The following is an 18,689-nucleotide window of genomic DNA, read 5'->3' as shown; positions in this document are numbered from 1 at the left end:
GTGGCAATTGAACAAATGAAAATGCCTCAGCTAGGTGAAAGTGTAACAGAAGGAACCATTAGCAAATGGCTCGTTTCACCTGGCGATCATGTGAATAAATACGATCCGATTGCGGAAGTCATGACGGATAAAGTGAACGCAGAAGTCCCGTCTTCTTTTACAGGAACGATTACAAAGCTATCGGCTGAGGAAGGCGAAACGCTGCAAGTAGGAGAAGTGTTCTGTGAAATTGAAGTTGAAGGAAGCGAGCAGCAGAGCGAGAAAGAAGAAGCAGCACCTGAGCAAAGCAAAGCGCCTGAAGCAGATCAAACAAATGAGAATCAAAGTCAAAAGAAACGTTACTCTCCAGCCGTTCTTCGTTTAGCAGATGAGCATAGCATTGATTTAGCAGCTGTTCAAGGTACGGGAGCAGGCGGCCGAATTACTAGAAAAGATTTGCTGCAGCTCATTGAAAACGGCGGCGTTAAAGAGAAGACAGCACCTGTCAATGAACGTGCTGTTCAACCGGAGCCTGCGCAGCCATCTCACGCAAAAGCGGCTCCTGCCATCCCTTCCATGCCTGGTGATGTTGAGCTGCCAGTCACGCCGATCCGGCAGGCAATTGCGGCCAATATGCTGAGAAGCAAACATGAAATTCCGCATGCATGGACGATGATGGAAGTCGATGTGACAAATCTAGTGACAAGAAGAAATCAGCTGAAGGATCAGTTTAAAGCAAAAGAAGGCTTTAACTTGACGTTCTTTGCGTTCTTTGTCAAAGCAGTGGCTCAGGCCTTAAAGGAATTCCCTGAAATGAACAGCATGTGGGCTGGAGATAAAATTGTGCAGAAGAAAGCGATCAATGTTTCGATTGCTGTCGCTACAGATGACGCGCTTTTTGTTCCAGTCATTAAGGATGCGGATGAAAAGACCATTAAGGGCATCGCCAAAGAAATTCATGAGCTGGCGTCTAAGGTGAGACAAGGAACACTCAAGCAAAGTGATATGGAAGGCGGTACATTCACTGTCAACAACACGGGATCATTTGGTTCAGTACAATCAATGGGAATCATTAATTATCCGCAAGCGGCGATTTTACAAGTAGAATCGATCGTGAAGCGTCCAATGATAGTAAACGGAATGATTGCGGCAAGAGACATGGTCAATCTTTGTCTTTCATTAGATCACAGAGTACTAGACGGTCTTGTATGCGGCAGATTCCTTCAGCGAATTAAACAAATCCTTGAAGGCATCGACGAGCAGACATCTGTTTATTAAAACAATCATTTTCCCCCTCCCGGCATGAGAGGGGGATTTCCACATCTAGGAGAAAGGAGCGATGATATGTCTGGACTAGATTTTTTTGCTTTTCTAACGATTGGTCTCATGTTTATCACAGCGATTGCCTTCGCTTTTCTACGGTACATTTCTAAATCACGCAATCATCCTGAACGATTACTGCTTATCATATCGATCGTTTCAATCATTCAAATCGTTTACTGTTTGCTGATTGTCGGTGGGTTTAAAGGAGCAGCCAATAGCTTTTTAGGAATATCACTTCTCGCTGGAACACTTCTCGGATATGCACTTGAATATTTATACAGACGCTATATCAAAAAAAAGCCCGAATCAAAATGATGTCGGGCTTTTTTTTATTCTGCTGGAACAATAAAGGTCAAATGTTGTTTTAACACTTCTAAATAAGAAGGAGCCTTCATATAAACCTCACCATCCGTATCAGCATCCATTTCCTCTTTTGTGTGGATACGAATACTGGACGCTTGAATGAGAGACAGATCACCGGTGAAATCCTCCAGCTCTTCCCGGTTCATTGAGAAGATTTCTTTTAAAGCAGAGAAACTTGTATTTCTGCAAATTAAGATTTCAGCTTTTCCATCATCAATGGATGCATTAGGCAAATCAATTTTATTTGTACCGATAAAATGTCCATTCATGACAAGAACGATGACAGCTTCCTCTTCCCAGCTTTCCTCCTCGGTCTCAATCCGTACGTGAAAAGGATCTGTTTGCTGCAGTGTGCGCAGGGCACTTGTGAAGTAGCTGATTTTACCGAGTACGGCTTTTTCCTTGTCGTTAATGTTGTTGGACGTGTCTGCGATCAGCCCAATTCCCCAAAAGTTTAATACGTATCGATCCTCTGCTTTGATTAAGTCGACCTTTTTCTCTTTGCCGTCTACAATCATTTGAGCGGCTTTTTGCATCTGTTGAGGAATACCAAGCGTTCTAGAAAAATCATTGCAAGTTCCGCCTGGTAATATCGCTACAGCGGGCCTTTTTTCTAAGCCGCCAATACCGTTCATACATTCATGCACGGTACCATCTCCGCCTAATATGATGAGCAATTCCACCGTCTCATCAATATGACGGCAGAAATTATAAGCATCACTTGGCTGCTTTGTTGGTTTAAGAATGAGTTCATCAATATGTAGAGAAAGAAGAGGCACTGTTTGACCGAGTGTTTTTTCCATGTTTTTTTGTCCAGCATTTCCATTATAAATGAGCATCGCTTTTTTGAATTGTGCCATCACGCAGTTCTCCCTTTCATCTCTTTATCATCACTTTTCCCCAATTTGACAGCTCATAAACGATGTTCGGAAAAAGAGGCGGCGGATAAGACAACACATTTGCCCGCAGGCGTTTTCCTTGATATGATGGATTTAAAATGGTTTTGGTACGCAAAAGGAGTGGACGGACATGAATATTGATTTTAATTTATTTATGAATGATATTGTAAAACAAGCGAGAGAAGAAATTAAGCAGGCAGGCTACATTGAGCTCACGTCAGCTGAAGAAGTAGACGAAGCACTGACTAAAAAAGGAACGGCACTTGTTATGGTGAATTCAGTATGCGGCTGTGCAGGCGGTATTGCAAGACCAGCTGCCGGCTATTCTGTTCATTACGATAAGCGTCCAGATCAATTGCTGACAGTGTTTGCTGGGCAGGACAAAGAGGCAACAGCAAGAGCTCGTGAATACTTTGAAGGCTTCCCGCCATCTTCACCATCCTTTGCCTTATTAAAAGATGGAAAAATCATTAAAATGGTCGAGCGTCATGAAATTGAAGGGCACGAGCCAATGGAAGTCGTGTCAAAACTACAAGCCGCTTTTGATGAGCATTGCGAAGAAATCTAACATATGACTTTTGAATGAATAAATATAAAGCAGTCCGGTCTTTAGATCGGTCTGCTTTTTGTTTTATAAGACAATAGAATCAAAATAATTTTAGCAAAATACTATTGCATCTTAAAAAGAAAGTGTTTAAAATACATTATAGTGAATAAATATTCAAATTAATACATGATTTTAAATACTGGGAGGCATCATCATATGAAAAAGTGGTTATTATTACTTATGACAGCTGGTCTTGCAGCTGCACTCGCAGCATGCGGAACTTCTTCTAATAATTCAAACGCATCAGGAGATGACAAGACACTCGTGATGGCGACATCAGCAGATTATCCGCCATTTGAATCAAAAGACGGAGATAAAATTGTCGGTTTTGATGTAGATCTTGCAACAGCACTAGCGAAAAAGAACGGCTACAAGCTAGAAATTCAAGATATGGACTTTGCTAGCCTTGTATCAGCCCTCAAAACAAACAAAGCTGATATTGTCCTTGCAGGAATGACACCTACAGAAAAACGTAAAAAGCAAGTTGATTTCTCTGATGTTTATTACAATGCTAAAAACTTGGTTGTATCAAAGAAATCTAGCGGTATTAAAGCAGAGAAAGATTTAAAAGATAAAACAGTCGGCGTTCAATTAGGTTCTATTCAACAAGATGAAGCAAATGGATTGCAAAAGAAATATAACCTTACAGTTGAAGACCGTAATAAAATTTCTGATATCGTTCAAGAGATCAAAGCAGGCCGTTTTGATGCAGCAATTATTGAAGATAAAGTAGCTGCTGGTTACTTGAAAAAGGAAAAAGACTTCCAAGCATTTGGATTGAACAGCTCAAACGAAGGTTCAGCCATTGCATTCAAGAAAAATAGCGACTTAACAGCGAAATTTAATAAATCATTAAAAGAAATGAAAGATAATGGTGAACTTGATAAATTAATTAAAAAATGGTTTGCTGATGAAAAGTAAGTCAGGAAAAGGATCAGCGTCATTCAAGAAAATCAAGTAGAAAAGCGCTGAAAAGTTCAACTCGTGTTGAACTTTTTTCCTGTTTTGTATGAAGGCAAAAAAAAGGAGAATGTCATGTTTGATTTTAAAGATGTAATACCTCAGATGCCCTTTATTCTAGAAGGGCTTAAGGTCACACTTTCTATTGTAGTGGTATCCCTTTTCCTTGGATTTATCTTAGGAATTTTATTAACGCTTTGTAAAATTAGTGTGTTTAAACCGCTCATTTGGATTGCAGACTTTTATACGTCAATTTTCCGAGGCACACCGCTTGTGCTTCAATTGCTCATTATTTATTTTGGTCTGCCTCAGCTTCTTGGGTTCCAAATCGATCAATACTGGGCTGCTGTAGCGGCATTTTCACTCAACTCGGCAGCATACGTATCTGAAATTATTCGTGCGGGTATTAATGCCATTGATAAAGGTCAAAAAGAAGCGGCCGTTGCTTTAGGCATCCCTTATGCTAAAATGATGAAGGACTTATTGCTTCCGCAGGCGTTTAAAAATATTTCACCTGCACTTGTGAATGAAACGATTACACTGACAAAAGAATCAGCAATTGTAACAGTCATCGGACTGGGTGATGTCATGAGACGAGCCTATCAAGCTGGGGCCGTCACGTATAATTATCTTGAACCGCTTATTTTTGCGGGTCTTATCTATTATGTCATCGTGCTTGTTCTCACCTTTGTCGGCAAATCGGTGGAAAGGAAGTTAAAATCAAATGATTAAAATAGAGAAACTCACAAAATCTTTTGGTAAAAACGAAGTTTTAAAGGGGATCGACACGACCATTAAAGAAGGGGAAGTTGTTGCGGTTATTGGACCATCTGGTTCAGGAAAATCGACCTTCCTTCGCTGCATTAACTTACTTGAAAAGCCGACTTCCGGTGTAATAACAATTAAGGAAACCGAAATCACCAATCCAAAAACGAATGCACTAAAAGTGCGTGAGAACATCGGAATGGTATTTCAGCATTTCCATCTGTTCCCGCATAAAACCGTGCTGGAAAATATTACGTATGCGCCAATGAATGTGAAGAATCAATCGAAGGAAGACAGCATCAAGCAAGCTGAAGACCTGCTCAAAAAGGTAGGGCTTCTAGAGAAAAAAGATGATTTCCCGAACCGTTTGTCCGGCGGTCAAAAGCAGCGTGTGGCGATTGCACGTGCGCTTGCAATGACACCAGACATTATGCTGTTTGACGAACCAACGTCTGCCCTAGATCCAGAAATGGTCAAGGAAGTATTAGAGGTCATGAAAGAGCTGGCTCAATCTGGAATGACACTCGTCATCGTCACACATGAAATGGGCTTTGCAAAAGAAGTGGCTGACCGTGTGATCTTTATGGATGACGGGAAAATTGTAGAGGATGCAAACCCTGTACAATTTTTTGAATCACCGTCTTCACAGCGTGCGCAAGACTTCTTACAAAAAATATTATAAAGAAAAAGGGAAGGAGACTTAACATCTCCTTCTTTTTTTGATTATAATGGGGAAAGTAAAAAAAGTTCACCATTTCACAAAAGTGAATGGAAACAAGACAGAAAAGAGTGAATCACATCATGTTTAAAATCGGCTACCGAACGCTGAAAACAGCATTAGGAACAGCGATCGCTATTTATATTGCACAATTGCTTGGCTTGCAAAATTATTCAGCTGCCGGGATTATTACGATCCTGTGTATTCAGGTGACAAAGAAAAGATCCCTCTTAGCATCGGGAGCCCGCTTTGCAGCATGCAGTCTTGCTATTTTATTTTCTTATTTATTTTTCGATCTGATCGGGTATCATCCTTTTGTGATCGGTTTGATGCTGCTTGTCTTTATTCCAACAACGGTTCTGCTTCGAATTAAAGAAGGGATTGTCACAAGTTCAGTCATCATTCTCCATTTATACATGTCTGGCGGGATTACCCTGCATCTCATTTGGAATGAACTGCTGCTGATTACTATTGGTGTTGGGGTAGCGCTGATTATGAACCTATATATGCCTAGTGTTGATAAAAAGCTCAAACGCTACAGCGAACAGATTGAAGCCAACTTTGCTAAAATTTTTGAGGAAATCGAGCAATACTTAATGACAGGGAAGCAAGACTGGACAGGAAAAGAAATACCAGAGACACATCAATTGATTAAAGAAGCAAAAGCTCTCGCATATCGTGATGTTGAAAACCATGTATTAAGACATGAAAACCTGTATTATCATTATTTCAACATGAGACAAAAGCAATTTGAAATCATTGAGCGTGTGCTGCCCAAAATTACGTCGATTTCCGTCACAACGGAGCATGGACAAATCATTGCAGAATACATTAGAGACTTACGCGAACATATTCACCCAGGGAACACAGCGCATAAGTTTTTAAGACGTCTCATTGATATGAAAGAAGAATTCGACGCACTTCCGCTCCCGCAAACACGAGAAGAATTTGAGGCAAGAGCGGCACTCTTTCATTTCCTCGGTGAAATGGAACAATATTTAGTACTAAAAAGCTATTTTAAAGGGATGAAAGAATAGAGACGCATGAGTTCCTCCTTCATTGGTCAATCTAATGAAAAAGGAGGAGCCTATGCGTCTTTTATTTTATACCGTACTGACCATGTCCCTTTCACCTATCTGGCCGCTTGGACAAAACCCGCTGCCAGGTGACCCATTTGTCATTATTAATAAACAAACGAATGAACTTGCCTTTATTGATCATGGGAAAATTCAAAAAGTATATCCTGCCTCTACAGGAAAAACAGCAGATTTAACGCCAGAAGGTGAATTTACCATTATGATCAAAGCGAAAGATCCCTATTACAGAAGAAAAAATATTGAAGGCGGTGCGAAGAATAATCCTCTTGGACGAAGATGGATTGGATTTGATGCACGAGGAACAGATGGCAGAACCTATGGAATTCATGGAACAAGTGATGAAACTTCGATTGGGAAATTTATCACGGCAGGCTGTGTGAGACTTCATAATCAAGATGTAGAGCTACTGTTTGATCAGCTTCCAATTGGAACAAAGGTATGGATTACAAAATCAAGTGCTTCCTTTGAAACGCTTGCCAAAGACAAACAGGCCATTCGTTGATATCCCGAATCACCTGCTCGTCTGCTTTTATTCAATCCTTATAAAAAGGCTGCTGCTCCTGCTAAAAGTGAAGAAACTAACAGCAGGCTAATCATAAGCAATACCATAAATTTCATGAATTTTTGAGACATATCGCACCCCTATAACCGAAGATTTTTGCGACAAGCGCAGTTGTCTTTATTTTATCTGGTTTTTTCATATGCGACAAGTGATCAGCAAAGGAAGTGAACGGATGACACAAATCGATCATATTGCCATTGCCGTCTTTTCTATTAAAGAAACATCTCAAACGCTTCATCAGCTATTTAATTGGCATTTTTCAGACATACAGGAGATTCCTGAGCAGGAGATTAAAGCGTCCTTCACTTCACTCGATGATCTGCACATTGAATTAATTGAGCCAATCTCAGCCCGCAGTAAACTACATACCTTTTTAACAAAAAGAGGAGAGGGACTTCATCATATTGCGCTAAAGTCGGGTGACATTCAGGCTGATCTTAGCCGTCTCGATCACCTTGGCGTGCAGCTTCTCCAAAAAACAGCACAGATGGGCGCCAGCGGAAAGCAAATTGCATTTATTTCACCTAAAGAAACGTCAGGTGTGTTATTTGAATTGTGCGAGTCCTTGAAAGGAGAGAAACATAGTGATGAATGAATCGTTCAATGACTTGTCTGAATGGCGGAAGAAAGCGTTAATGGGCGGCGGCGAAAAACGAGCAGCGGCTCACAAGAAAAAAGGAAAGCTGACGGCTCGAGAGCGGCTTCATGAACTTCTTGACGAGGACAGCTTGATGGAAATTCAGTCATTTGCAACAGGCGATCTGTCAGAGCATGTTGGAGACGGTGTCGTCATTGGAACGGGACTCATTCATGGAAAACCAGTATGTGTTTATGCACAAGATGCAACAGTATATGGGGGCTCATTAGGCGAAATGCATGCGAAGAAAATTGCCTCTTTAATGGATCTGGCCGCTAAAAATCAGATGCCGGTCATCGGTCTAAAAGACTCAGGTGGTGCGAGAATTCAAGAGGGTGTGGTATCATTAGAAGGATACGGACAGATTTTTAAACGGAATGTGCTGTACTCTGGTCGAATCCCGCAAATATCCGTTATTTTAGGTTCATGTGCTGGAGGTGCAGTCTATTCTCCTGCATTGACTGATTTTGTCTTTATGACAGAGCAAACAGCTCATATGTTTTTAACTGGTCCGAAAGTAATAGAAAAAGCAACAGGAGAAACGGTCTGTCCTGACCGTCTTGGCGGTGCAAGTGTTCAGCATCAGACAAGCGGGAATGTGCACTATACTGGGAAAGATGAGAAGGACGTGTTAAAAGCGGTTCGAACTCTTTTAACGTACATACAAACGAAACAACAGGCTGTCACACGCGCTGGGGTACGAAAGCACGATTCCGCCGATCCAGGCAGAATTCTGCCAAAGAATCCATCACGCACCTATGATGTCAAACAAGTGGTGACAGCGATAACCGATCCAGACTCATTCTTTGAAACGCAGCCTTGTTTCTCAAAAAATATTGTCACAGGTTTTGCCAGATTACAAGGAGCCTCCATTGGTGTTGTTGCCAATCAGCCAAAGGTGCTGGCAGGCAGCCTTGATCTTGACGCTGCCGATAAAGCGGCCAGGTTTATTCGATTTTGTGATGCGTTTCATATTCCGATCTTAACCCTTGTGGACGTTCCTGGTTTTTTACCAGGGGAGAAAGCTGAGCATGCAGGAATTATCCGCCACGGTGCAAAGCTTTTATATGCGTATGCTGAAGCAACCGTTCCCAAAATTACTGTGATTTTAAGAAAGGCGTTTGGCGGTGCTTATGTCGCGATGAATAGCAAGGGCTTAGGCGCTGACTTTGTTTATGCATGGCCAGAGGCCGAAATTGATGTCATGGGGAAAACGTTCGCAGACGAAATTGTTCATCCTGTTTCGCGCGAGTCTGAAAACAAACCAAGTGTATGGAAAGCGGCCCAGGCAGGTCTGATAGACGATATTTTTATGCCAGCTGAAACGAGAGAGCGATTGATCCGCTCATTTGATTTGCTTCGCAGTAAGGAAGAAGATAGACCGTTAAAAAAGCATGGCAACATGCCGCTATAAGAGGAGGAGCATCATCATGATCAATGAAAAACGCTTACTAGACGAATTTTTAGAATTAGTTCAGGTTGATTCAGAAACAAAACACGAAGAGAAAATTGTTGAAGTATTAAAAGAAAAATTCTCGCAGCTTGGTCTTAAAGTGGTTGAAGACGATTCAAAAGCGGCAACAGGCCACGGTGCAGGCAACCTTGTCTGCACATTAGAAGGGAACCAAGAGGCAGATACGATTTATTTCACTTCTCATATGGATACAGTTGTACCGGGAAATGGCGTAAAACCAGTCATTGAGGACGGCTATGTGAAAACAGATGGAACAACCATTCTTGGTGCTGACGATAAAACAGGACTTGCTGCTATGTTTGAAGCGATCCGTGTGCTGAAAGAGAAAAATTTACCGCACGGGAAGATTGAATTTGTGATCACAGCAGGCGAGGAATCAGGACTTGTTGGAGCAAAAGCGTTAGACCCAAATTTGATGACAGCGAAATACGGCTATGCCCTTGATTCAGATGGCAAGGTTGGTACGATTATCGTAGCTGCACCAACACAGGCAAAAGTACGCGCAACGATTTACGGAAAAACCGCTCACGCAGGTGTCGCGCCTGAAAAAGGTGTGTCTGCGATTACCATTGCATCAAAAGCAATTGCCAGCATGCCACTTGGCCGGATCGATGAAGAAACAACGGCGAATATCGGCCGTTTTGAAGGCGGAACACAAACGAATATTGTGTGCGATCAAGTCGATATTTTGGCGGAAGCACGCTCTTTAGAACCAGCAAAAATGGAAGCTCAAGTAGCGAAGATGAAAGAAGCCTTTGAAAAAACCGCTAAAGAAATGGGCGGAAGTGCCGATGTACAAATTGACATCATGTATCCAGGCTTCAAATTCTCACACGGCGATCAAGTCGTAGAAGTGGCGAAAAAAGCGGCAGCAAAAATTGGCCGTCCTTCAGAACTGCAGACGAGCGGCGGAGGCAGTGATGCAAACGTCATTGCAGGCAACGGCGTCCCAACTGTCAACCTAGCTGTTGGATATGAAGATATTCATACGAAAAATGAGAAAATGCCGATTGAAGAATTAGTCAAAACAGCTGAAATGGTTCTCGCCATTATCGAAGAAACGACAAATCCATCGTAAAGGCAGGAGACTCTGTGAGCGCGCAAAAGATTATTATTTTTCAGGTGGGGCAAGAGGAGTTTGGCATCAGTGTAGAGCATATTCGTTCGATTGAGAAGGTCCCTTACTTACAAGAAGTATCGAACCTTCCAAAAGAAATTAAAGGGCTGATGTCATTAAGGGGAGAGGTCATTCCTGTCAGTGACACAGGTGTGATGCTTCACGGAAAGCCTCTTGATGTAAACGAGCAGTCAAAGGTGCTGCTATTTGAAGTAAACGATCAAATGATTGGCTGTCTTGTCTCAGATGCAAAAGATATTATCGATATCGAGCAAAGCGAGATCAAGCCATTTCATATGAACACGAAGGCCTCTGAATATTTCTTCGGCGTTGTGGAGAGAGAAAACAAAATGATTTTACAAGTGGACCCAAATAAGTTCCTTGGGAAAATTGAGGACCTCGATCAATTGCCAGACCGGTTGAAAGAAGAATTGGCATAATGAAAAGCCCCTTATCGTGAGATAAGGGGTTTATTTTTATTCAGCAGCTGGTTTAGCTTGTTCGTTAGCCGCAGCTTTCGTTTTTGATTTTTGGTACATGACATTTAAAATAATCGTTTGAATCGTGAGTAGTAGTCCGCTTGTCATCCAGTATAAAGGAAGAGCAGCGGGTGCATTAATTGAAAGAAACAGCATCATGATCGGGAAAATCATGCCCATCACTTTCGCCTGCTTCAGCGCAGCCTCTGTCTGAGTGCCTGATTGCTTCGCATATTTTTGCGTGACATAAAATTGTAAGAAATACATAGCCCCTGCAAAAATCGCCACCAATAAATCGGTTTGTCCTAAATTAAACCATAAGAACGTATGAGTTGCGATCTCAGGTGTTGAGCGGATTGCTGAGTAAAAGCCAAGAACAATTGGAATTTGTATCAGCATCGGCAGACAGCCCATGGCAAGCGGGTTCACATTGTTCTCTTTATATACTTTCATCATTTCCATTTGCAGTTCTTTTTGTTTTTCAGGTTCTTTCGTTTTCTTCAATTTGCTTTGTATTTGGTCAATCTGAGGCTTCACCAGTGCCATTTTTTCCTGCATGACTCTTTGCTTCTTAAATTGATTCGCAAAAAGCGGGAAAATCAGCAGGCGGACAATCAAGGTGACGAACATAATCGATAAACCATAATCATCATGAAAGAAGTTCGCAAGCCAAATGATCAGCTCAGAAAAAGGCTGAACAAAATAATGATGGAAAAACCCATCAGAGCTCGTATTCGTTTGCGCACTCGCTGCAAATGCAGGTGACGCAATCATCATCAAACATAAAGTCGTAAAAACAGTCAATAAACGTTTCAATTCGTTTCCTCCTCATGATTAAAAAAATTTAATTAGCGAGAGGAAGCGAATGGTCTTCATCATCATTAGATGATCTTTTCATTCGAATGACTTTACTAATCCAAGTTGTAATGCGATCATATATGATAAACAGAAAGTCTGTTCGATTCAAGCAAGATGCGTCCAACTCTTCCAAACGATGTCCACCAAGGTGTTCGTTCATACGGCAGTCTTTTAGTAAAAACGCAATGCCGATGGCCGTCAGCGCTGGAAGAATAATCGTAAAGAATTCAACAAGGAAAAAGACTTCATTGAATGTATCAATAATCATGATTATCACATCCATTTCATTACTCACAGTGTACTATACACATGGTTAAATGTCTAACAGAACCGCGTGTTTTCTCCATTAAATAAAATTCCTTATTATGTATAAAATAGTAAATGTCATCCAAACTTCATATTTCCTATCCTATAATGAGGGGGATAAAAGAAATGGAGGTTTTGAATATGACAGGTATTTACCCAAAGTTTCGAGCAGCTGCGGTACAAGCAGCACCAGTCTATTTAAATTTGGAAGCAACCGTTGAGAAATCATGTGACCTGATTGACGAGGCAGCTTCAAATGGTGCAAAGCTTGTGGCATTCCCAGAAGCATTTTTACCAGGTTATCCTTGGTTTGCTTTTATTGGTCATCCAGAATATACAAGAAAGTTCTATCATGAATTATATAAAAATGCAGTTGAAATCCCTAGCTTAGCCATTCAAAAAATCAGTGAAGCAGCAAAAAGAAATGAAACGTACGTTTGTATATCATGCAGTGAAAAAGATGGCGGCTCTCTCTATTTAGCTCAGCTTTGGTTTAATCCAAATGGAGATTTAATAGGAAAACATCGGAAAATGAGAGCTTCTGTAGCAGAAAGACTCATTTGGGGGGATGGAAGTGGCAGTATGATGCCAGTGTTTGAAACTGAAATTGGAAACCTAGGCGGATTGATGTGCTGGGAGCATCAAGTCCCACTAGATCTTATGGCGATGAATGCCCAAAATGAGCAGGTACATGTAGCCTCTTGGCCAGGTTATTTTGATGATGAAATATCAAGCAGATATTATGCCATCGCGACACAGACATTTGTGCTGATGACATCATCTATATATACGGAAGAAATGAAAGAGATGATTTGTTTAACGCAGGAGCAAAGAGATTACTTTGAAACATTTAAGAGCGGGCATACGTGCATTTACGGGCCGGATGGGGAGCCGATCAGTGATATGGTTCCAGCTGAAACAGAGGGAATTGCTTACGCTGACATTGATGTAGAAAGAATCATTGATTACAAGTATTATATTGATCCGGCTGGACACTACTCCAATCAAAGTTTGAGTATGAATTTTAATCAACAGCCTACTCCGGTTGTGAAACAATTATACCCTCAAAAAAATGAAGTATTCACATATGAGGACATTCAATATCAACATGGTATACTTGAAGAAAAAGTGTAAATGAACGTGAAACCTTCTCTTTTTTAGAGAAGGTTTTTTTAAGGAAAGATGAAGTAAATCAATGTATAATCAAAAGCAGCTGATCAAAATTTAGGTAGACAAGAAAATGGGGTTATGCCAATGTCAAATATTATTTTTCATATAGACATGAATGCTTTTTATGCCAATGTAGAAATGGCGTATGATCCTTCTTTGCGAGGGAAACCTTTAGCCATCAGCGGAAATGCAAAAGAGCGTAAAGGGATTGTTGTGACGTGCAGCTACGAGGCGAGAGCATTAGGTGTGAAGCCCCCGATGCCCTTGTGGGAGGCGAAGCGGCTATGTCCGGGACTCATTGTCCGCACACCGAACTTTGACCGGTACCGCAGCTCCTCACAAGAGATGTTTACAATACTTAGAGAATATAGCGATTTAGTCGAACCTGTATCGATTGATGAGGGCTACATTGATTTAACGCATACGCCATATGCCGAGCATGCGGTAAAAACGGCTCATGATATTCAAACAAGGCTAGTAGAGGAGCTGATGCTTCCTTCAAGTATCGGCATTGCACCGAATAAATTTTTAGCGAAAATGGCGTCTAATTGGAAAAAGCCAATGGGCATCACCATATTGCGTAAACGAGATGTTCCGAACATGCTTTGGCCGCTCCCTGCTGGTGATATGCATGGGGTTGGACAAAAAACGGCAGATAAATTGAAAACCATCGGAATTCATACTATAGAAGACTTAGCGAAAGCGAATGAGTATACGCTAAAAGAATTGCTTGGCATTAATGGACCGAGATTAAAGCAAAAGGCGAACGGTGAACATGACGGCATCGTGGACCCAGAAAGAATATACGAATTTAAATCCGTCGGCAATTCATCCACTCTGCCTCATGATTCGGATGATTCAGATGAACTTGTCACGTTAATTGATAAGCTGTCACAATCTGTGAGTGCAAGGTTAAGGAGAAAAGAAGTGATGGCGAATCGGCTACTCATCATGATTCGGTATGCAAGCTGGAAAAATATCACGCGAAGTGTCATGCTCACAAATCCAACGGATCGAAAGGAAGACATATTTGAAGCGGCAAAGCAGTTATTCCTGAAACATTGGAATGACCAGCCAGTGAGGCTCTTAGGTGTGACGGGGACAGACCTTGTCGAACGAAAAGCAGCCGTTAAACAGCTTGATTTATTTTCATATACAGAAGATGCAAAAGAAGAGCCCCTCCAAACCATTTTAGATGGACTGGAAGAAAAATATGGAAAACCATTGGTGCAAAGAGGGATCACCATTAAGGAAAAAGAGAGTAAAACAAGCGGGACAAGTTTTAATAAAGATTTTTTTCAGGACGAAAGAGGAAATGACTAGCCTGAAAACTTGATAAAAGAGGTGATGTTGTGGTAATTTCAAAGGGTACATCATTTCAGCAGTAATCAATATAGTGTGTTAGAAGGGACGTCAGAATTATGTCAAAACAACAAATCGGTGTGGTTGGACTAGCCGTTATGGGGAAAAACCTTGCCCTCAATATTGAAAGCCGCGGTTTCTCCGTATCCGTTTATAACAGATCTAGCAGCAAAACAGAAGAGTTTCTTCAAGAAGCAAAAGGAAAAAACGTTGTTGGCACATACAGCATCGAAGAATTTGTTCAGTCGCTTGAAACACCGCGTAAAATTCTTTTAATGGTAAAAGCTGGTGCAGCAACAGATGCAACCATTCAATCATTACTTCCTCACCTAGAGAAAGGTGACATTTTAATTGATGGTGGAAATACATATTACAAGGATACACAAAGACGTAATCAAGAGCTTGCAGAAAGTGGCATTCACTTTATTGGTACAGGTGTTTCCGGCGGTGAAGAAGGCGCGCTAAAAGGTCCTTCCATCATGCCAGGCGGTCAAAAAGAAGCGCATGAGCTAGTGAAACCAATTTTAGAAGCGATCTCTGCGAAAGTAGATGGCGAGCCTTGTACAACGTATATCGGCCCAGATGGAGCAGGACATTATGTCAAAATGGTTCATAACGGTATCGAGTACGGAGATATGCAATTGATCTCTGAATCCTACTTTATCTTGAAGCATGTTGCTGGATTGTCAGCAGGGGAGCTTCATGAAGTATTCTCAGAGTGGAACAAAGGCGAGCTTGACAGCTATTTAATCGAAATTACAGCTGACATTTTCACAAAAGTGGATGAAGAAACAAACCAGCCGCTTGTGGATGTGATCTTAGATAAAGCTGGTCAAAAAGGAACTGGAAAATGGACAAGCAAAAGCTCACTTGATCTAGGTGTCCCGCTTCCAATCATTACTGAGTCTGTTTTTGCGCGCTACATTTCAGCAATGAAAGATGAGCGTGTGGAAGCAAGTCAATTGATCCAAGGTCCTGAGCCTGCGCAATCAGCTGAGAATAAACAAGAGCTGATCGAAGCGGTTAGAAAAGCCCTATTCATGAGTAAAATCTGCTCTTACGCACAAGGCTTTGCGCAAATGAAAGCAGCGTCTGATGAATATAACTGGGATTTAAAATACGGTGAAATTGCGATGATCTTCCGCGGCGGATGTATCATTCGTGCAGCCTTCTTACAACAAATTAAAGAAGCATATGACCGTAATCCTGAACTGAAAAACTTATTGCTTGATCCATACTTTAAGGATATTGCTCAAAACTATCAATCATCACTTCGTAAAGTCATTTCACTTGCAGTGGAACAAGGAGTTCCTGTTCCTTCATTCTCAAGTGCACTTGCTTACTTTGATAGCTATCGCACAGCTGTCCTTCCAGCGAATTTAATTCAAGCACAGCGTGACTATTTCGGTGCACATACGTATGAGCGCACAGATAAAGAAGGCGTATTCCATACTGAATGGATGAAATAAACAGAACGACTGAAAAACCTTACCTTTGGTAAGGTTTTTTTGTTTGCATATTTTCGGCTAAAAATGAGAAAAAGAGGGATGCTATGTAAAAAAGACAAGAAAGTAGGGATAGAAGTGGGCATCTTATATGCACTTCTCCCAGCGATATTTTGGGGAAGTATAGTTCTCATCAGTGTCAAACTAGGCGGGAATGCGTATCAGCAAACCCTCGGTATTACGCTCGGCGCGTTTTTATTTTCGATTGTAGCTTTTTTCATTAAAATGCCAGAGCTGACCCCTCTTATATTTGCGGTTTCCGTCATTTCAGGCATCTTTTGGAGTATTGGACAAATGAATCAGCTTTCAAGTGTCGCTTTTCTCGGCGTGTCTAAAGCGGTTCCTTTATCAACGGGCATGCAGCTTGTGAGCACGACCCTATTTGGCGTCATGGTCTTCAAAGAATGGCAGACAATGACGGTCATACTCATTGGTTCCTGCGCCATTTTACTAATCATTGCAGGTGTTGTCATGACATCGCTCGGTCAAAAAAAGAACGGCGGCGAGAATGGCAGAGGCAATTTTAAAAAAGGGATCATTATTCTACTCATTTCAACCGTTGGCTACGTCGGATATGTTGTCATTTTAAGATGGTTTGATATTGATGGCTGGTCTGCACTCGTCCCTCAATCTGTCGGCATGCTGCTTTCATCCTTAGCGATTAGTTTAAAGCAGGATCCATTTAGTAAATATACGTTTAGAAATATCATTGCCGGTCTTGTTTGGTCAACAGGAAATCTTGGACTGCTTTTGGCCATTCCATTAATTGGCGTAGCCGTAAGCTTTTCAATGTCACAAACAGGGATTGTCATCTCAACACTAGGCGGCATTTACTTATTAAAAGAGAAAGCATCTAGAACAAGCTTTGTCATTGCAGGCTGCTTGATGATTATTGCAGGCGGTGTGCTGCTAGGCTTTACAAAATAGGAGGTAACACGAATGTATCCAGATTTAGAAGGAAAAACAGTTCTGATTACAGGCGCAGGTACAGGAATTGGCCAAGCGATGGCACGCCGATTTGGACAAGAAAAAGCCAATGTGGTGATCAATTACTTTTCTGATAAAGAAAATCCGGATGACACCATTGCAGATATTCAAAAACATGGCGGACAGGCTGTGAAAATCAAGGGAGATGTATCAAAGGAAGAGGATATGCAGGCAATGATTAATAAAGCTGTTGATACATTCCGCAGTCTTGATGTGATGATCAATAATGCAGGCATTGAAAATGAAGTGCCTTCCACCGAAATGACGCTGGATAATTGGAACAAAGTGATGTCTACCAATTTAACAGGTATGTTTCTAGGATGCCGTGATGCACTGAGGTATATGACGGATCATGGGATAGAAGGCTCGATCATTAATATGTCGTCGGTTCATCAGCAAATTCCTTGGCCTCATTTTGTGCATTATGCAGCTAGTAAAGGAGGCGCCAAGCTTTTGACAGAAACATTGGCGCTTGAATATGCCCCTAAAAAAATCCGTGTAAACAGTATTGCACCAGGCGCCATTGATACCCCGATTAATGCGGAGAAATTCGATGATCCAGCCTTGAAAAAAGGCGTGATTGAGCTGATTCCAATTGGCTATATTGGAAAGCCGGAAGAAGTGGCAGCATGCGCTGTCTGGCTGGCATCAAAAGAAGCAAGCTATGTTACTGGCCTAACGTTATATGTAGACGGCGGCATGACAAAGTATCCAGGTTTTCAGGCAGGAAAAGGATAATATAAAAAAAGAGCGTACAATACGCTCTTTTTTATATTAAATACAGACAAATAAAATTAAATGTCTAGACATTTAAAAATAAAAATATATAATATAATTGGAAGCGCTTTTATTACAACGATGGGGTGAGAGAAATGAAACGTATTTTATTAGCATGCAGTTCAGGAATGTCTACGAGTTTACTAGTGACAAAGATGAAAGCACATGCCGATTCAATTGGGGACGAAGCAGAAATTTGGGCAGTTGGGCAAGATCAAGCAAAAAAAGAAATGGCGAATGCAGATGTTGTGTTAATTGGACCGCAAATGAGCTTTTTAAAAGGAGATCTGCAAAAAGAAGCAAAAAAATACGGGATTGAGGTAGAAGTCATTGATATGCAGGCATACGGGCTTGCCGATGGACAAAAAGCGTATGAACAGGCACTTGCACTGATGGGGGAATCTTAAAGGATGGAAAAGAAAACACTCGAAGGGCTCACGGAGGAACAAGTCAGCTTTCAATTGATCTTACACAGCGGGAATGCACGCAGTAAATTGCTCGAGGCTCTGAAACAATATCGAGAAGGTCTAGAAGAAAAGGCTTTTGGTCTCATGAAAGAAGCGGAAGAAGATTTACGGCATGCACATGACATCCATTTTCAACTCGTGCAGAAGGAGGCAGGAGGAGAAACAACATCCTTTTCTTTACTGCTCATGCACGCCGAAGATCACTTAATGTCGACTATTACCATCAAGGAGCTTGTGGGAGAGCTCCTGCCGATATTCCAATCGCTTAAACAATAAA

The 18,689-nt window shown here is 41.4% G+C and carries 23 protein-coding genes; 19 read left to right on the top strand and 4 right to left on the bottom strand.

All coding sequences use genetic code 11. The features are described 5' to 3' along the window. Positions 1-1,257 carry a dihydrolipoamide acetyltransferase family protein gene (locus NSQ72_RS10815; RefSeq protein WP_064497581.1) on the top strand — a complete coding sequence of 419 codons (1,257 nt, stop codon included), beginning with the start codon at positions 1-3 and terminating at the stop codon, positions 1,255-1,257. A gap of 66 nt (positions 1,258-1,323) precedes the next feature. Continuing rightward, entirely contained in the window at positions 1,324-1,617 is a 294-nt protein-coding gene (locus NSQ72_RS10810) for a YesK family protein (RefSeq protein WP_039179818.1), read from the top strand. A 14-nt stretch (positions 1,618-1,631) separates the two neighbouring features. Here the strand turns inward: NSQ72_RS10810 and NSQ72_RS10805 are convergent, their stop codons facing one another. Further along, a complete protein-coding gene (locus NSQ72_RS10805) occupies positions 1,632-2,525 on the bottom strand; it encodes a YegS/Rv2252/BmrU family lipid kinase (RefSeq protein WP_064497580.1) in 894 nt (297 codons plus the stop codon). A gap of 169 nt (positions 2,526-2,694) precedes the next feature. On the opposite strand from NSQ72_RS10805, the gene NSQ72_RS10800 reads away from it, so the two are divergent. The 6 genes from NSQ72_RS10800 to NSQ72_RS10775 all read left to right on the top strand — a co-directional run bounded on the left by NSQ72_RS10800 (position 2,695) and on the right by NSQ72_RS10775 (position 7,213). Beyond that, positions 2,695-3,132, top strand: a complete 438-nt coding sequence (locus tag NSQ72_RS10800; protein ID WP_064497579.1) for a BrxA/BrxB family bacilliredoxin — start codon at positions 2,695-2,697, stop codon at positions 3,130-3,132. 195 nt (positions 3,133-3,327) lie between these two features. Then, positions 3,328-4,092 carry a transporter substrate-binding domain-containing protein gene (locus NSQ72_RS10795; protein WP_064497578.1) on the top strand — a complete coding sequence of 255 codons (765 nt, stop codon included), beginning with the start codon at positions 3,328-3,330 and terminating at the stop codon, positions 4,090-4,092. A gap of 114 nt (positions 4,093-4,206) precedes the next feature. After that, complete coding sequence (locus NSQ72_RS10790; protein ID WP_039179807.1) at positions 4,207-4,863, top strand: amino acid ABC transporter permease; 657 nt, start codon at positions 4,207-4,209, stop codon at positions 4,861-4,863. Next, positions 4,856-5,578, top strand: coding sequence for an amino acid ABC transporter ATP-binding protein (locus NSQ72_RS10785; protein WP_064497577.1), 723 nt, complete (start codon positions 4,856-4,858; stop codon positions 5,576-5,578). Before NSQ72_RS10790 ends, NSQ72_RS10785 begins: the two co-directional genes overlap by 8 nt. A 119-nt stretch (positions 5,579-5,697) precedes the next feature. Continuing rightward, complete coding sequence (locus NSQ72_RS10780) at positions 5,698-6,651, top strand: aromatic acid exporter family protein (protein WP_024422917.1); 954 nt, start codon at positions 5,698-5,700, stop codon at positions 6,649-6,651. Between the two features lie 52 nt (positions 6,652-6,703). After that, positions 6,704-7,213: a L,D-transpeptidase gene (locus tag NSQ72_RS10775; RefSeq protein ID WP_041086088.1), complete on the top strand. Its 510-nt coding sequence runs from the start codon at positions 6,704-6,706 to the stop codon at positions 7,211-7,213. A gap of 38 nt (positions 7,214-7,251) precedes the next feature. On the opposite strand, the gene prli42 is transcribed toward NSQ72_RS10775, so the two are convergent. After that, positions 7,252-7,344 carry a stressosome-associated protein Prli42 gene (prli42, locus tag NSQ72_RS10770; RefSeq protein ID WP_149126490.1) on the bottom strand — a complete coding sequence of 31 codons (93 nt, stop codon included), beginning with the start codon at positions 7,342-7,344 and terminating at the stop codon, positions 7,252-7,254. A 101-nt stretch (positions 7,345-7,445) separates the two neighbouring features. Between prli42 and mce the strand changes: the two genes are divergently transcribed. Genes mce through NSQ72_RS10750 form a run of 4 tightly spaced genes read left to right on the top strand, consistent with a single transcriptional unit; the run spans position 7,446 to position 10,941 of the window. Beyond that, complete coding sequence (gene mce, locus NSQ72_RS10765) at positions 7,446-7,868, top strand: methylmalonyl-CoA epimerase (protein WP_064497576.1); 423 nt, start codon at positions 7,446-7,448, stop codon at positions 7,866-7,868. Continuing rightward, complete coding sequence (locus tag NSQ72_RS10760) at positions 7,861-9,324, top strand: acyl-CoA carboxylase subunit beta (protein WP_341085023.1); 1,464 nt, start codon at positions 7,861-7,863, stop codon at positions 9,322-9,324. Before mce ends, NSQ72_RS10760 begins: the two co-directional genes overlap by 8 nt. A 16-nt stretch (positions 9,325-9,340) precedes the next feature. Continuing rightward, a complete protein-coding gene (locus NSQ72_RS10755) occupies positions 9,341-10,462 on the top strand; it encodes a tripeptidase T (protein WP_073979640.1) in 1,122 nt (373 codons plus the stop codon). 14 nt (positions 10,463-10,476) lie between these two features. Further along, the gene (locus NSQ72_RS10750; RefSeq protein ID WP_039179788.1) at positions 10,477-10,941 is read left to right on the top strand and encodes a chemotaxis protein CheW; all 465 of its coding nucleotides are present in this window, start codon (positions 10,477-10,479) and stop codon (positions 10,939-10,941) included. Between the two features lie 36 nt (positions 10,942-10,977). Here the strand turns inward: NSQ72_RS10750 and NSQ72_RS10745 are convergent, their stop codons facing one another. Further along, a complete protein-coding gene (locus NSQ72_RS10745; protein WP_052773100.1) occupies positions 10,978-11,796 on the bottom strand; it encodes a membrane protein insertase YidC in 819 nt (272 codons plus the stop codon). Positions 11,797-11,824: 28 nt separating this feature from the next. After that, positions 11,825-12,106 (bottom strand): hypothetical protein, encoded by a 282-nt coding sequence (locus NSQ72_RS10740; protein WP_039179781.1) that lies wholly within the window; start codon positions 12,104-12,106, stop codon positions 11,825-11,827. Positions 12,107-12,270: 164 nt separating this feature from the next. Between NSQ72_RS10740 and NSQ72_RS10735 the strand changes: the two genes are divergently transcribed. The 7 genes from NSQ72_RS10735 to NSQ72_RS10705 all read left to right on the top strand — a co-directional run bounded on the left by NSQ72_RS10735 (position 12,271) and on the right by NSQ72_RS10705 (position 18,688). Next, the gene (locus NSQ72_RS10735; protein ID WP_341084011.1) at positions 12,271-13,278 is read left to right on the top strand and encodes a carbon-nitrogen hydrolase family protein; all 1,008 of its coding nucleotides are present in this window, start codon (positions 12,271-12,273) and stop codon (positions 13,276-13,278) included. A 114-nt stretch (positions 13,279-13,392) separates the two neighbouring features. After that, positions 13,393-14,637, top strand: coding sequence for a DNA polymerase IV (locus NSQ72_RS10730; RefSeq protein ID WP_341084010.1), 1,245 nt, complete (start codon positions 13,393-13,395; stop codon positions 14,635-14,637). Positions 14,638-14,735: 98 nt separating this feature from the next. Beyond that, a complete protein-coding gene (gndA, locus tag NSQ72_RS10725) occupies positions 14,736-16,145 on the top strand; it encodes an NADP-dependent phosphogluconate dehydrogenase (RefSeq protein WP_039179776.1) in 1,410 nt (469 codons plus the stop codon). A 114-nt stretch (positions 16,146-16,259) separates the two neighbouring features. Next, positions 16,260-17,108 (top strand): GRP family sugar transporter, encoded by an 849-nt coding sequence (locus NSQ72_RS10720; RefSeq protein WP_039183192.1) that lies wholly within the window; start codon positions 16,260-16,262, stop codon positions 17,106-17,108. 12 nt (positions 17,109-17,120) lie between these two features. After that, the gene (locus NSQ72_RS10715) at positions 17,121-17,906 is read left to right on the top strand and encodes an SDR family oxidoreductase (protein ID WP_341084009.1); all 786 of its coding nucleotides are present in this window, start codon (positions 17,121-17,123) and stop codon (positions 17,904-17,906) included. Positions 17,907-18,040: 134 nt separating this feature from the next. Next, on the top strand, positions 18,041-18,352 hold the full coding sequence (locus NSQ72_RS10710) for a PTS sugar transporter subunit IIB (RefSeq protein ID WP_144490299.1): 312 nt from the start codon (positions 18,041-18,043) through the stop codon (positions 18,350-18,352). 3 nt (positions 18,353-18,355) lie between these two features. Then, positions 18,356-18,688 carry a PTS lactose/cellobiose transporter subunit IIA gene (locus NSQ72_RS10705; RefSeq protein ID WP_039179767.1) on the top strand — a complete coding sequence of 111 codons (333 nt, stop codon included), beginning with the start codon at positions 18,356-18,358 and terminating at the stop codon, positions 18,686-18,688. Position 18,689 lies beyond the last annotated feature (1 nt).

Source organism: Bacillus sp. FSL R5-0659 (genome assembly GCF_038008785.1).
Taxonomy (GTDB): Bacteria; Bacillota; Bacilli; order Bacillales; family Bacillaceae; genus Bacillus; species Bacillus safensis.
The sequence above is the reverse complement of the archived record's forward strand: the minus strand, read 5'-3'. Positions and strand labels throughout refer to the sequence as shown.